The following is a 12,720-nucleotide window of genomic DNA, read 5'->3' as shown; positions in this document are numbered from 1 at the left end:
CATGCCGTCGCGCGCCGATGGTCGGCGCGCGACGTCACGCGGTGCCGTCGGCGTGCCGGCGCGTGGTCGTCCTGGTGCCGTCGGGGAAGGTCGGGACCGTCCACTGCACGAGTCGACGGTGGGTCCGGCGACGGCGGGGACGGCGCGGCTGGGCGGCGAACGCGTTGCGGGCGATCGTCGTGCGGAGGGCGATCTCGGTGGGCACGTAGCCCGGCGGGTCGAGGATCATGGCGGTACCTCTTCTGCGGCTCGGGAACCCCTCCACCGTCGCCGTCTGAGGTAGGCCGCCACATCGGGCAGATGCCCTATCCGCTACCTCAGGTCCGACGCCGACGGGCCCGCACCGGCCCTCGGGAGCGCGGTGCGGGCCCGTCGGGCACCGGCCGGACTACGGCTTGTGCCCGTCGGGCACCGGCCGGACTACGGCTTGAGCGTCTTCTTGCCGCCGTGCAGCAGCGTGACGACGAGGTTCAGGCCCTTCTCGTCCTTCGCGGCCCGCTTGAACGACGTGAGGTTCAGCAGCGGTGCGTACCGCTGCTGCGTGATCGCCTTCGCGTAGGTGAACTCCCTGAGCCCGTCGGGGCCGTGGATACGGCCGAAGCCCGACTCCCCGACGCCGCCGAACGGGAGGCCGGGCACGCCCGCGAACGTGATGATGCCGTTGACCGACGTCATGCCCGAGCGGATGCGCCGGGCGATCTCCACGCCGTTGCGCTTGGAGAACACCGCGCCGGCGAGCCCGTACCTGCCCGCGTTGGTGAGGCGGACCGCCTCGTCCATGTCGCGGACCGGGTTGACGGCGAGGGTGGGCCCGAATGTCTCCTCGGTGATCGCCGTCGACGTCTCGGGCACGTGCGTGAGGATCGTCGGCTGCACGAAGCGCTCCCCGACCGCGTCGGCGCCGCCGACGACGGCCGTGGCCCCGCGGTCGAGCGCGTCCTGGACGTGACCCCGGATGACGTCGACCTGCGACGGCATCGTGATCGGGCCGATCTTGGCGCCCGCGTCGGTGCCGGCGCGCAGCCCCTGGGCCTGCTCGGTGATCTCGGCGACGAACGCGTCGAAGACCTTCTCGTGCACGTAGACGCGCTCGGTGCCGATGCACGTCTGGCCCGCGTTGGACATGCCGCCCCACAGCGCGGCCTCCGCGGCCTTGGCGATGTTCGCGTCCTCGTCGACGATGAGCGAGTCCTTGCCGCCCGCCTCGATGACGACGGGGGTCAGGCGCTCGGCGCACGCCGCCATGACCTTCTTGCCGGTGGCCGTCGAGCCGGTGAACGCCAGCTTGTCGACACCGGAGGTGCACAGCGCGGCACCCGTGGCGCCGAGCCCGGTGATCGCCTGCAGCACCGGGATGCCACCCACCACCTCGGCGAAGGTCTCGGCGAGCCACACGCCGACGCCCGGCGTGTACTCGCTCGGCTTGAACACGACCGTGTTGCCGGCCGCCAGCGCGTACGCGATCGAGCCCATCGGGGTGAAGACCGGGTAGTTCCACGGGCCGATGACGCCGACGACGCCGAGCGGCTTGTACTCCACGGTCGACTTCTGGTTGGCCATGACGAGGCCGGAGGCGACGCGCTGCGGGCCGAGCACCTTCTTGGCGTGCTTGGCGGCCCAGGCGACGTGGTCGATGGCCAGCGCGATCTCGAGCTGGGCGTCGGGGATCGGCTTGCCGGTCTCGCGGTGCGACAGCTCCGAGAGCTGCGCGATCCGGCGGGTGATGACGCTGCGCCACGTGAGCAGGTGCTCCGCGCGCTCGTCGAAGCTCAGCGCGCCCCACCACTCGGCGGCGTCGCGCGCCCGCTCGACGGCGAGGGCGACGTCCTCCGGGCCGGCGACCGGGTGCACGCCGACAAGGTCTCCGGTGGCCGGGTCGAGCGACTCGAAGGTCTCCACCCCGTCGGCGGGGACCGAGGCCGAGGTCTGCGGCGGGGACGGGTGGCGGTCGAACGTCGAGGTCATCGGGACTCCTTCAGCAGGTCGGCGGCCTTCTCGCCGACCATGATCGTGGGGGCGTTGGTGTTGCCGCGCGGGACCGCGGGCATGACGGAGGCGTCGGCGACGCGCAGACCCTCGACACCGCGCACGCGCAGCTGCGGGTCGACGACGCTCTCGTCGCCCGTGCCCATCGCGCAGGTGGCGACGGGGTGGTAGAGGGTCTGGCAGAGCCGGTTGATCGAGGCGTACACCTGGTCGTCGGTGGGGTCGAGCGACGCGGGCTCCCACGGCGCCTTGACGTACCGGGCGAGGGGACCGTCCTTGAGGATCTCGCAGGCACGGCGGATGCCGGCCGCGAGCGCCTCGAGGTCGGCGCGGTCGTCGAGGTAGCCGGCCTCGATCTCCGGCTTCCAGGACGGGTCGGCCGACCGGAGCCGCACGTGCCCCCGGCTCTGCACGCGCACGAGCGTCGCGGCGAGCGTCAGGGCCGGTTGCGTGGGCTCGTGCAGGCCGTTGTCCCAGAAGCCGGTGGGCGCGAAGTGGAACTGCAGGTCGGGCAGGTCGAGGTCGTCGCGGGAGGTGAAGAACGCGCCGGCCTCGGCGACGTTCGACGTGAGCGGGCCGCGGCCGAGCTTCTGGGCCTTCAGCAGCTGCGGCAGGTTGAGCGACGCGGCGAGGTCGGTCGTGCCCTGGGTGTGCGCCAGGACGCCGGAGACCGGGTGGTCCTGCAGGTTCTGCCCGACGCCGGGCAGGTCGACCTGGACGTCGATGCCGTGGTCCTTCAGGTGCGCGGTGGGGCCGATGCCCGACAGCATGAGGAGCTGGGGGCTGTTGATGGCTCCGCCCGCGAGGACGACCTCGGCGTTCACGCGCACCGTCTCGGTGAACGCGCCCCGCCGGTAGGTGACGCCGACCGCGCGCTTGGCACCCTTCTTCCCCTCGAGGTCGATCGACGTCACGAACGCCTCGGTGCGCAGCACCAGGTTCGGGCGCGACAGGGCGGGCCGGATGTAGGCGTCGGCGACCGACCAGCGTCGGCCCTTGCGGCACGTGACCTGGTAGAGCCCCGCACCCTCCTGCTCCGCACCGTTGAAGTCGTCGGTGCGCTTCATGCCGTTCGCGACGGCCGACTCGACGAACGCGTGGCTCAGCTCGTGGTCGTGGCGGCGGTCCTCGACGTGCAGCGGTCCGTCGTTGCCGTGGAAGGAGTTGCGCAGCCGCTGGTTGCCCTCGGAGCGCTTGAAGTAGGGCAGCACGTCGTCGTAGCCCCAGCCGTCCGCGCCGTAGGCGTCGCGCCACTCGTCGTAGTCGGCGTGGTTGCCGCGGATGTAGATCATCGCGTTCATCGACGTGCAGCCGCCGAGCGCCTTCATGCGCGGCCAGTCGGCCCGACGGTTGCCGAGGTGCTTCTGCGGCGTGGTCTGGTAGCCCCAGTCCCAGGACGTCTTGAACAGCGTCGAGAACCCGGCCGGCAGGTGGATCATGTCGTCGTCGTCCATCGGCCCCGCCTCGAGGAGCAGGACGCGGACGTCGGGGTCCTCCGTGAGTCGCGCGGCGACCACGCCGCCGCCGCTGCCCGACCCGATCACCACGTAGTCGAAGGTCTCGATCCCCATGCCCGTCCTCTCGTCGGCGCGCACGTGACGCACGCCACTCACCGTACCGTCGGCACGGTCACTGCCACCAGGACTGTCACGGTTTCTCGACTGCTGGACGTCGTCGGTCGGCGCAGCCACGGCGGCCGTCAGTCCTCGGCGAGCGCGGCCGCGGTCGCCGAGCGCAGCGCCGCGTCGAGGGCACGACGGTCGTCGCGGCGCAGCACCACCTCGACCACCTCGATCCCCCCGACGGGCGAGGCGAGGGCGTCCGCGAGGCCGGCAGGGTCGACCCGTCGGTGCGGCACGCGGTAGCCGGCGCACAGGGCCCCGAGGTCAGCGCCGGTCGGCGTCGCGAAGACGCGCTCGAACGCGTCGGCGTGCTCCGGTCCGCCCTGCTCCAGCGTGGAGAAGATGGCACCGCCGTCGTCGTTGACCACCACGACCGTGAGGTCGGGCCGCGGCTCGTCAGGGCCCACCAGCAGGCCGTTGCTGCCGTGCAGGAAGGTCAGGTCGCCCATGAGCGCCAGCGCCCGGCTCGAGTCGCGCGCGAGCGCCGCGCCGACGGCGGTCGAGACGGTGCCGTCGATGCCGGCGAGGCCGCGGTTGGCCACGACGTAGCGACGCTCCCCCACGGCCCAGGGCCGCGCGACGACGTCGAGGTCGCGGATCGGCTGCGACGCGCCCACGACGAGCAGCCCGCCGGGAGGGAGGGCCTCGGCGACGACGCGCGCGACGGCGAGGCCGCTGTCGGGGTGCGCCGCGAGCAGAGCGTCGACGCCGCGCTGCACGCGGGTGTCGGCGTCCGTCCACTCCTGCAGCCAGGCGGGGTCGGCGACGCCGTCCGCCGCGACCTCGTCGGTGAAGGTGACGCTCTCCCCGGCGGGCACCGGGAACGTGGCCTGCGTGCCCACGTGCACGACGTCGACGTCGGCGCGCGCCAGCAGCCGCGTGACCGGGCGGCTCAGCGTCGGGTGGCCGAACGACACCACGCGCTCGACGCGCCCGGCCAGGGGCTCGTGGCCGAGCAGGAGCCGGTACGTGGACAGCGCACCGCCCGTGCGCGACCCCGACGTCGGCTCGGCGAGCAGCGGCCAGCCGGCGTCGCGGGCGAGCACGCGGGCGCGGGCACCGGACTCGTCGCCCGCGAGCACGACGGTGCGGGGACCGGGGTCGAGGACGAGCGGCGGCCCGTCCGGGATGCGGCGCGTGTGCCCGGCCACCGGGAGGGCGACGAGCCCGGCGGTCCAGTCGGTCCCGGGCTCCACCAGCGGCTCGTCGAGCTCGAGGTTGAGGTGGGCGGGAGCGTCGGCGGGCAGGGTGGCGACGTCGCCGACCGCCTGCACGGCGCGGACGCCGGGGAAGATGCCGGGCTGCACCGTGGTCTGGTTGGCGCCCGTGCCGCGCAGCCTCGCCGGACGGTCGGCGGTCACGGCCAGCACGCCGACGCCCGCGTGCAGCGCCTCGAGCATCGCGGGGTGCAGGTTCGCGACCGCGGTGCCCGACGTCGTGACGACGGGGACGAGCCGGTGCGACGTCCGGGACAGGCCGAGCGCCAGGAACCCGGCCTCCCGCTCGTCGACGCGCACGTGCAGCCGGAGCAGTCCGGCGGCGTCGGCGGCGCGGAGCGCGAGAGCGACCGGCGCGGACCGCGAGCCGGGCGAGAGCACCGCATCGGTGACGCCGTGCTCCACGAGGATCCGCAGGAGCCGGTGCGCCGTGCCGGTGGCGCTCATCCGCCGGCCTGCGACCGGAGCAGGGCGTCGACGCGCTCGAACCTGGTGCGCCAGGCGGCGTCGGTCGCGGCGTCGGCGGCGACCTCGGCCAGCGCGACCTCGTCGACCTCGACCGGTCGCACGGGGAGCCAGCCGTCGACGGGGTGCAGCGGGGTGCTCGTGACGTCGCCGCCCAGCAGCGACGTCGTGCCGAGGCCGCACGCGTAGGGCAGCTCGGGCAGGGCCGCCGCGAGGGCGACGCCAGCGGCCAGGCCCACCGACGACTCGACCGCGCTCGAGACGACGACGGGCAGGCCGATCTCCTCGGCCACCCGCAGGCACGCGCGCACCCCGCCGAGCGGCTGGACCTTGAGCACGGCGACGTCGGCGGCCTCGAGGTCGCGGACGCGGTAGGGGTCGGCGGCGCGACGGATCGACTCGTCGGCGGCCACGGGCACGTCGACCCGACGTCGGACCAGCGCAAGCTCCTCCACCGTGGCGCACGGCTGCTCGACGTACTCGAGCGTCCCGACGGCGTCGAGGGCCTTGACGGCGGCGACCGCGTCGTCGACGGACCACCCGCCGTTCGCGTCGACCCGCACCCGACCGTCGGTCCCCAGGACGTCGCGGACGGCCTCGACGCGTGCGACGTCGTCGGCCAGCGTCTGACCGCGCTCGGCGACCTTGACCTTGGCGGTCGCGGCGCCCGAGGACCGGACGATCTGCGCGGCCTGCTCGGGGCCGACGGCCGGCACGGTCGCGTTCACGGGCACCCGGTCGCGGACGGGCTCGGGCCAGCCGTCGTGGGCGGCCTCCAGGGCGGCGCGCAGCCACGGCACGCACTCCACGTCGTCGTAGTCGAGGAACGGGCTGAACTCGCCCCACCCTGCGGCGCCGCGCACGAGCAGACCCTCGCGTCGGCGGATGCCGCGGAACCGGACGGGCATGCCGATCGCGAACGTGTGCACCTGCCGAGGGTAGCGGCGCGGCAGCATCGGGGCCTGCGGGTGAGGTCGCGCACAACGCCCCGGGGCCGGACTGCGACGTCAGGTGCGCCGTGCCACGGTGGACGTATGTCGACCATCGCCATCGTCGGGGGCCACGGACAGATCGCCCTCCACCTCATCGAGCAGCTCCGCGCACGCGACCACGACGTCGTCGCGCTCATCCGCAACGACGCGCACACGAGCGACGTCGAGCAGCGGGGGGCCACGGCGCGCCGGCTCGACATCGAGCAGCAGGACGCCGACGCGTTCGCGTCCGTGTTCGACGGCTGTGACGCGGTCGTCTTCGCCGCCGGTGGCGGACCGGACGGCAACATCGGCCGCAAGCGGGCCGTCGACCTCGAGGGCTCGCTGAAGTCGGTCGAGGGCGCCCGGATCGCGGGCATCCGTCGTTTCGTGCAGGTCTCCGCGATCGGTGTCGACCTGCCGCTCCCCGAGGACACCGACGACGTGTGGCGCGCCTACGTCGAGGCCAAGCGCGACGCCGACGTCGCGCTCCGCGAGAGCGGCCTGGACTGGACGATCGTCCGCCCCGGCAAGCTCACCGACGACCCTGCGCGGGGCACCGTGACGCTCGGCGACTCCGTGGCCCGCGGCGAGGTCCCGCGTGCCGACGTCGCCGCCGTGCTCGCCGAGATCCTCCACACCGGCGCCGGCATCGGCCGTCAGTGGGACCTCGTCACCGGCGAGACCCCCGTCGACGAGGCCGTCGCCTCCGCCTGACCCCCTCCCCCCTTTTGGGTTGGGCCCAACTCAAAGTCTGACTCCCCCACGCAGCGCTGCGTGGGGGAGTTCCCTTGGGGTTGGGGGGATTCATCCAGAGCCAACGGACGAGGCACGTCGCGGCGCGCCGGACACAGCGCCTGGAGGACGGCTCCGGACATCCTCGGAGGGCCGTCTCCCCCACCCCAAGGGCTCGTCCCACCTCAGCGCTGGGGTGGGGAGTCACCTTTGGGGTGGGGCCCAACCCCAAGGGCAGGAAGGGTGGGGGCTAGAACAGGCGGCGGACGGCGATGCGGTCGACCTTGCCGTTCGGGAGGAGGGGGACGGCGTCGACGAGGGTGACGTCGCGCGGCGCCCAGCGTCGCGGCAGTCCCTGCTCCTCCAGAGCGTCGCGGAGGCGGTCGGCTCCCACCGCGTCGAGGCAGGTCGCGTCGGCCGGGACCACGACCGCCACCACGCGGGTGCCCCACTCGTCGTCGGGCACGCCGGCCACGGCCGCGTCGTGCACCTCGGGCAGCGCGCGCAGCGCCCGCTCGACCGCGGGCAGCGGCACGTTCACCCCGCCGCTCACCACCACGTCGTCGGCCCGACCGACGACGGTCAGCACACCTGCGTCGTCCACGCTCCCGAAGTCGGCGGTGTCGAACCACTCGTCGGTGCGCGCGACGTCGCCGTAGCCGTCGAACAGCACCGGCCCCGCCACCTGCACCCGACCCACGCCGTCGCGCTCGTCGACGACCCGCACGCGCACGCCGTCGAGCGGGACGCCGTCGTACACGCACCCGCCGCTGGTCTCGCTCATCCCGTAGGTGCGCACGACCCGCACCCCGGCCGACGTCGCCTGCTCGCGCAGCGTCGGGTCGAGCGCGGCACCTCCCACCAGCACCGCGTCGAGCGCCGCGAGCACGTCGAGCCGCCCCGCCGCGGCCAGCCGGTGCAGCTGGGTGGGCACGAGCGACGCGTAGGTCCGGGGAGCCTCGAGCGCCCGCAGCGCGTCGACGAGGTCGTCGTGCTCGTCGAGGAGCACCGGCTCCTGCCCGGCGAGCAGGGAGCGCACCAGCACCTGCAGGCCGCCCACCCCGGTCACGGGGAGCGCCAGCAGCCACTGGCCGGGACCGCCGAGCCGTGCGTGCGTGGCCCTCGCCGACGCCAGCACCGCGGACCGCGACAGGCGCACGTCCTTCGGCTCGCCCGTGCTGCCCGACGTGCGCACGACCAGAGGCTCGACGTCGTCACCGGCCACCCACGGTCGCAGCAGGTCGAGCACCTCACGCGCCGAGCCCGACACCGGGCGCAGCGACGCCCCTCCGCTCAGGAGCCCGGCTCCCACTCGTCCGGCTCCTCCTCCAGCGGGTCGCGCACCGGGCGCGACTGGTACAGCGCGGCGGCACCCGTCACCAGCGCTCCGAACCCGGCGGCGAGGGGCAGCCAGCCGCCGTCGGAGGTCACAGCCAGCCACACGAAGATGCCCGTCAGCAGCACCAGGACGAACGGGAACGGCGGCTGCGTCATCCCCCCACCCTAGGCGCTGGCACACTATCCGCTGAACCCTAGGAGCATCGTGACCGACCGCAGCAGCGCGACCCTCTCGCAGTGGGTCGAGGGGGCCCGTCCCCGCACCCTCCCCGCGGCCGTCGCGCCCGTCCTGGCCGGCACCGGCGTGGCGGCGTACGTGGCCGACGTGGTCTGGACCAAGGCCCTGCTCGCGCTCGGCGTGTCCCTCGCGCTGCAGGTGGGCGTGAACTACGCCAACGACTACTCCGACGGCATCCGCGGCACCGACGACGACCGCGTGGGTCCGCTGCGGCTCGTCGGGTCGGGCCTGGCGCGACCGTCGGCGGTCAAGGCCGCCGCGCTCGGCTTCCTCGGCCTCGGCGCGCTGCTGGGCCTGGCCCTCGCGGCCACGACGACGTGGTGGCTGCTGCTCGTCGGCGTCGCCGCGCTCGGCGCGGCCTGGACCTACACGGGCGGCCCGAACCCGTACGGCTACCGCGCACTGGGCGAGGTGAGCGTGTTCCTGTTCTTCGGGCTGGTGGCCGTCCTCGGCACCGTCTACGTGCAGGTCGAGGGGCTGCCGTGGGAGGCGTGGGCGGCTGCCGTCGGCGTCGGAGCGCTCGCCTGCGCGATCCTCGTGGCCAACAACCTGCGCGACATCCCCACCGACGTCGAGGCCGGGAAGCGGACCCTCGCCGTGGTGCTGGGCGACGCGCGCTCGCGGTGGTTCTACGCCGCGCTCGTCGGGCTCAGCGCCGCGCTCGCGATCGTGCTGGCCGTCGGCGCGACGCCCTGGGCGCTGCTCGCGCTGCCCGGCCTCGCGCCCGCCGTCCCCGCGCTGCGGGCCGTGCTCGCCGACGCCCAAGGACCTGCGCTCGTCCCCGTGCTCAAGGCCACCGGCATCGCCGAGCTGCTCTGGTCGGCCGGTCTCGCCCTCGGGCTCGTCCTCGGCCGATGACCTCCGGGCGGGGCAGGCTGGTGGTGGGCGTCGTCTCCGACACCCATGCCCCGAGGTTCTGGAAGGGCATGCCCGGACGCGTGGCCGAGGAGCTGCGCGGCGTCGACCTCGTGCTGCACGCGGGCGACGTGTGCGAGCCGTCGGTGCTCGACGAGCTCGCCACCATCGCGCCGGTGCACGTCGTGCAGGGCAACAACGACGGCGCCGACGTCGCCGCGTGGGGCGCACCCGAGACGCTCGAGCTCGAGCTGGCCGGCGTGCGCGTCGCGATGATCCACGACGCCGGGCAGAAGCAGGGCCGCGTGCGACGTATGCGGCGACGCTTCCCCGACGCCGACGTCGTCGTGTTCGGCCACTCGCACATCCCCTGGGACGAGACCGACCAGGACGGGCCGCGCATCCTCAACCCCGGCTCCCCGACCGACAAGCGACGTCAGCCGCACGGCACCCTCGGCCGGCTCGTGCTCGCCGACGGTGCCGTCGAGTCGTGGACGCTCGTCGAGGTCACCTGACCGCGGGACCGTCGACCCCCTTCAGCCGACCCCCATCAGTCGATACCGGGCAGCCGCCCGGTCGCGTCGTACTCGGCCAGCCGCTCGGTCCACGGCGCGAGGTCGATGCCGCGCTCCGCCAGCCACGCGTCGTCGTAGTAGCTGCTGAGGTAGCGCTCCCCGGCGTCGCACAGCAGGGTGACGATGCTGCCGCTCTCCCCCGCCGTGCGCATCCGCGTGGCGAGCGTCAGCGACGCCCACACGTTCGTGCCGGTCGAGCCGCCCACCAGACGGCCCAGCCGGTCGCTCGTCCACCGCATGGTCGCGATCGACGCGGCGTCGGGCACGCGCAGCATGTCGTCGATGACGCCGCCCACGAACGACGGCTCCACCCGCGGCCGACCGATGCCCTCGATCCGCGACGACACCCCCGTGACCACGTCGGACCTGTCCTGCTCCCAGCCGTCGAGGAACGCGGAGTTCTCGGGGTCGGCGACGAGCAGCGACGTGGGGTGGCGGCGGTAGCGCAGGTAGCGGCCGATGGTGGCGGACGTGCCGCCCGTGCCGGCGCTCACGACCACCCAGGCGGGCACGGGGTGCCGCTCGGCCGACATCTGCTCGAAGATCGACTCCGCGATGTTGTTGTTGCCGCGCCAGTCGGTCGCCCGCTCGGCGTACGTGAACTGGTCCATGTAGTGGCCGTCGCACTCCTCGGCCACCCGGCGCGCCTCGTCGTACACGTCGGCCGCGTTCTCCACGAAGTGGCAGCGTCCGCCGTACCACTCGATGAGCGCCACCTTCTCCGCGCTCGTGGCAGCGGGCATGACGGCGACGAAAGGGAGCCCGACGAGCCGCGCGAAGTAGGCCTCGCTGACGGCCGTCGACCCGCTCGAGGCTTCGACCACCGTCGAGCCCGGACCGATCCAGCCGTTGCAGAGGGCGTGCAGGAACAGCGACCGCGCGAGCCGATGCTTGAGGCTGCCGGTGGGGTGCACCGACTCGTCCTTCAGGTACAGGTCGACGTCGGGGGTGGCGACGGGCAGCGCGTGCAGGTGCGTGTCGGCGCTGCGGTTGGCGTCGGCCTCGACGCGGCGGATCGCCTCGTCGATCCAGGCGCGGATCTCAGTCGACGTCTTCGGCACTGCGGGACTCCTCGATGCGCGACGTCATGCGCTCGGCACGCTCCTGCAGCTGGAGCGCCACCTGCTCGCGCATGCCGGCGAGCAGGAAGATCGAGATGACGGAGGAGATGATCATGGCCGCGAGCAGCACGAGCAGGTTGGTCAGCTCGTCGAACTCCAGGAAGGTACGCCCGATCCCCCACAGCAGCAGGTAGGTGACGGCCAGGACGCTGAGCCGCGCGAGCGTGTACCTCCAGAACGCCTTCATGCGTCGAGCCTAGTCGGCGCCGGGAAGACCGCCGCGGGCACCCGTGGCAGGCGGTCCGACGGTCGTCGTCGCGGCCGCGACCGTCGGGCGGCGCCGGTTGAGGCCCGCGGGTACGGTGGCGCCATGGGCAAGGCACTGATCGCGATCGTCGCCGTCGTGCTGCTCGTGTACGCCTTCTTCGACCTCCTCGCCACCCCGCGCCAGCAGGTCCGCGGACTGCCGAAGCCCGCCTGGTTCGTCATCATCCTGCTGCCGTTCGTCGGCCCCCTCGCCTGGATGTTCCTGGGCACGCAGTCGCGCAAGGGTCGCCCCCCGCGCGACTCCGGCTACGGCTGGCCCGGCGGCCGTCCCCCCACCCGCGGCCCGGACGACGACCCCGACTACCTCCGCGGCCTCTAGCGCCCGGACAGCAACTTTTGGACAGTTGCGGGGGGCTCAGGCGGCGTTCCGTCCCCCGGAAGTGTCCAGAACGGCCGGGCGGGTGAACCATCGGAGCCACTGGACGCTCGTGACCGGACGAGGACCCGTGTACCCGCGTGCGACGAGGGCTGCGTGGACGCGCCAGGGCACCTGCCTCGGCTCGGCGAGGTCCGCCGCAGCCACGACGATGACGCGGTAGCCCAGCGCCTCGAGCGCCTCCCGCCGTCGCCGGTCGCGTGCCCACTGCGCGCGGTCGGTCTCGTGGTGGCGACCGTCGTACTCGACCACGACCTTCCACCGCGGGTACAGCAGGTCGACGCGAGCGACGAACCGGCCGCGCTCGTCCAGGACGTCGACGTTCACCTGCGGCTCCGGCAGACGGGCGAACACCAGCATGAGCCGCAGCAGCGTCTCCATCGGCGACTCGGACCCCTCTCGCACCATGGTCATGGCCCGACGCGTCCGCGTCACGCCGTGCAGGTGCTGCGCGTGACAGAACGACTCGAGCACCTCCCGCGTACACGAGGTCGTGCGCAGCAGGTGCTCGGCCACCTGGACGAGCGTCACCAGCCCGAGACGGGTGCCGCAGTCGACGAAGGTGCGCTCGGGTCCGGTGACGGGGATCCCGGCCACGGTCGTGCTGGGGATCGCGCGCAGGCGGCGGTGGAGCACGACACCTGGCAGCCTCGACCGGAGCGAGGTCCGGGTGGAGAGCTCGACGTCGTCACCGCCGGTGTCGTACCCCCAGATCCTCAGGGCGGTCAGATGACTGACGACGCAGTCGGACGGCAGCACGAGCAGCGCCGCCATGATCTTGACCCTCCAGGTGAGCAGGACGTCGGACCGCACGTAGACGCCGCGGTGCAGACGCCTGAAGCGTGACCCTCTCAGGACGTCGCGAGTGACACCACGGGCCTGCGCCTCGCGCAGTGTGAACGGTCGATCGCTCGGAAGATCCATGCCCCGACGCTGGCCCTGACCCCCCGTCCG

At 73.6% G+C, this 12,720-nt stretch carries 14 protein-coding genes; 4 read left to right on the top strand and 10 right to left on the bottom strand.

Translation table 11 applies throughout. The features are described 5' to 3' along the window. Positions 1–34 precede the first annotated feature (34 nt). From AC3WRM_RS09205 to AC3WRM_RS09185, 5 genes are all read right to left on the bottom strand, one after another. A complete protein-coding gene (locus tag AC3WRM_RS09205; RefSeq protein WP_492248075.1) occupies positions 35–229 on the bottom strand; it encodes a hypothetical protein in 195 nt (64 codons plus the stop codon). 191 nt (positions 230–420) lie between these two features. Continuing rightward, the gene (locus AC3WRM_RS09200) at positions 421–1,965 is read right to left on the bottom strand and encodes an aldehyde dehydrogenase family protein (protein ID WP_492248076.1); all 1,545 of its coding nucleotides are present in this window, start codon (positions 1,963–1,965) and stop codon (positions 421–423) included. After that, positions 1,962–3,590, bottom strand: a complete 1,629-nt coding sequence (locus tag AC3WRM_RS09195) for a GMC family oxidoreductase (RefSeq protein WP_492248077.1) — start codon at positions 3,588–3,590, stop codon at positions 1,962–1,964. Before AC3WRM_RS09195 ends, AC3WRM_RS09200 begins: the two co-directional genes overlap by 4 nt. Before the next feature lie 95 nt (positions 3,591–3,685). Further along, the gene (menD, locus tag AC3WRM_RS09190) at positions 3,686–5,272 is read right to left on the bottom strand and encodes a 2-succinyl-5-enolpyruvyl-6-hydroxy-3-cyclohexene-1-carboxylate synthase (protein WP_492248078.1); all 1,587 of its coding nucleotides are present in this window, start codon (positions 5,270–5,272) and stop codon (positions 3,686–3,688) included. Then, positions 5,269–6,246 carry an o-succinylbenzoate synthase gene (locus tag AC3WRM_RS09185; RefSeq protein ID WP_492248079.1) on the bottom strand — a complete coding sequence of 326 codons (978 nt, stop codon included), beginning with the start codon at positions 6,244–6,246 and terminating at the stop codon, positions 5,269–5,271. The genes menD and AC3WRM_RS09185 overlap by 4 nt, the downstream gene beginning before the upstream one ends. Positions 6,247–6,324: 78 nt before the next feature. Between AC3WRM_RS09185 and AC3WRM_RS09180 the strand changes: the two genes are divergently transcribed. Further along, positions 6,325–6,978, top strand: a complete 654-nt coding sequence (locus tag AC3WRM_RS09180) for an SDR family oxidoreductase (protein ID WP_253026985.1) — start codon at positions 6,325–6,327, stop codon at positions 6,976–6,978. A gap of 268 nt (positions 6,979–7,246) precedes the next feature. On the opposite strand, the gene AC3WRM_RS09175 is transcribed toward AC3WRM_RS09180, so the two are convergent. Further along, positions 7,247–8,308, bottom strand: a complete 1,062-nt coding sequence (locus tag AC3WRM_RS09175) for an AMP-binding protein (protein WP_492248080.1) — start codon at positions 8,306–8,308, stop codon at positions 7,247–7,249. Then, positions 8,290–8,490 carry a hypothetical protein gene (locus AC3WRM_RS09170; protein ID WP_492248081.1) on the bottom strand — a complete coding sequence of 67 codons (201 nt, stop codon included), beginning with the start codon at positions 8,488–8,490 and terminating at the stop codon, positions 8,290–8,292. Before AC3WRM_RS09170 ends, AC3WRM_RS09175 begins: the two co-directional genes overlap by 19 nt. Before the next feature lie 49 nt (positions 8,491–8,539). Here AC3WRM_RS09170 and AC3WRM_RS09165 point away from each other — a divergent pair, with 49 nt between their 5' ends. Both AC3WRM_RS09165 and AC3WRM_RS09160 read left to right on the top strand, forming a co-directional pair. Then, positions 8,540–9,430 (top strand): 1,4-dihydroxy-2-naphthoate polyprenyltransferase, encoded by an 891-nt coding sequence (locus tag AC3WRM_RS09165; protein ID WP_492248082.1) that lies wholly within the window; start codon positions 8,540–8,542, stop codon positions 9,428–9,430. Continuing rightward, on the top strand, positions 9,427–9,942 hold the full coding sequence (locus AC3WRM_RS09160) for a metallophosphoesterase family protein (protein ID WP_492248083.1): 516 nt from the start codon (positions 9,427–9,429) through the stop codon (positions 9,940–9,942). The genes AC3WRM_RS09165 and AC3WRM_RS09160 overlap by 4 nt, the downstream gene beginning before the upstream one ends. Positions 9,943–9,977: 35 nt before the next feature. Here AC3WRM_RS09160 and cds1 read toward each other — a convergent pair whose 3' ends face one another. Together cds1 and AC3WRM_RS09150 are read right to left on the bottom strand one after the other, a co-directional pair. Then, on the bottom strand, positions 9,978–11,063 hold the full coding sequence (gene cds1 / locus AC3WRM_RS09155; RefSeq protein WP_492248084.1) for an L-cysteine desulfhydrase Cds1: 1,086 nt from the start codon (positions 11,061–11,063) through the stop codon (positions 9,978–9,980). Further along, positions 11,044–11,310, bottom strand: coding sequence for a DUF4229 domain-containing protein (locus AC3WRM_RS09150; RefSeq protein ID WP_067854568.1), 267 nt, complete (start codon positions 11,308–11,310; stop codon positions 11,044–11,046). Before AC3WRM_RS09150 ends, cds1 begins: the two co-directional genes overlap by 20 nt. Before the next feature lie 123 nt (positions 11,311–11,433). Here AC3WRM_RS09150 and AC3WRM_RS09145 point away from each other — a divergent pair, with 123 nt between their 5' ends. After that, on the top strand, positions 11,434–11,709 hold the full coding sequence (locus AC3WRM_RS09145; protein WP_492248085.1) for a PLD nuclease N-terminal domain-containing protein: 276 nt from the start codon (positions 11,434–11,436) through the stop codon (positions 11,707–11,709). A 36-nt stretch (positions 11,710–11,745) separates the two neighbouring features. Here AC3WRM_RS09145 and AC3WRM_RS09140 read toward each other — a convergent pair whose 3' ends face one another. After that, on the bottom strand, positions 11,746–12,690 hold the full coding sequence (locus AC3WRM_RS09140) for a DUF559 domain-containing protein (protein ID WP_492248086.1): 945 nt from the start codon (positions 12,688–12,690) through the stop codon (positions 11,746–11,748). Positions 12,691–12,720 lie beyond the last annotated feature (30 nt).

This window comes from Aeromicrobium sp. EU05-FHT14F07 (genome assembly GCF_058790455.1).
Note: the sequence above shows the minus strand (reverse complement) of the source record. Positions and strands in the feature narration are given on the sequence as shown.

Coding starts and splice junctions, on each gene's coding strand:
- AC3WRM_RS09150 (WP_067854568.1), bottom strand. CDS start 11,310: ATGAAGGCGTTCTGGAGGTACACGCTCGCGCGGCTCAGCGTCCTGGCC.
- AC3WRM_RS09145 (WP_492248085.1), top strand. CDS start 11,434: ATGGGCAAGGCACTGATCGCGATCGTCGCCGTCGTGCTGCTCGTGTAC.
- AC3WRM_RS09140 (WP_492248086.1), bottom strand. CDS start 12,690: ATGGATCTTCCGAGCGATCGACCGTTCACACTGCGCGAGGCGCAGGCC.
- menD (WP_492248078.1), bottom strand. CDS start 5,272: ATGAGCGCCACCGGCACGGCGCACCGGCTCCTGCGGATCCTCGTGGAG.
- AC3WRM_RS09160 (WP_492248083.1), top strand. CDS start 9,427: ATGACCTCCGGGCGGGGCAGGCTGGTGGTGGGCGTCGTCTCCGACACC.
- AC3WRM_RS09180 (WP_253026985.1), top strand. CDS start 6,325: ATGTCGACCATCGCCATCGTCGGGGGCCACGGACAGATCGCCCTCCAC.
- AC3WRM_RS09170 (WP_492248081.1), bottom strand. CDS start 8,490: ATGACGCAGCCGCCGTTCCCGTTCGTCCTGGTGCTGCTGACGGGCATC.
- AC3WRM_RS09205 (WP_492248075.1), bottom strand. CDS start 229: ATGATCCTCGACCCGCCGGGCTACGTGCCCACCGAGATCGCCCTCCGC.
- AC3WRM_RS09200 (WP_492248076.1), bottom strand. CDS start 1,965: ATGACCTCGACGTTCGACCGCCACCCGTCCCCGCCGCAGACCTCGGCC.
- AC3WRM_RS09185 (WP_492248079.1), bottom strand. CDS start 6,246: ATGCTGCCGCGCCGCTACCCTCGGCAGGTGCACACGTTCGCGATCGGC.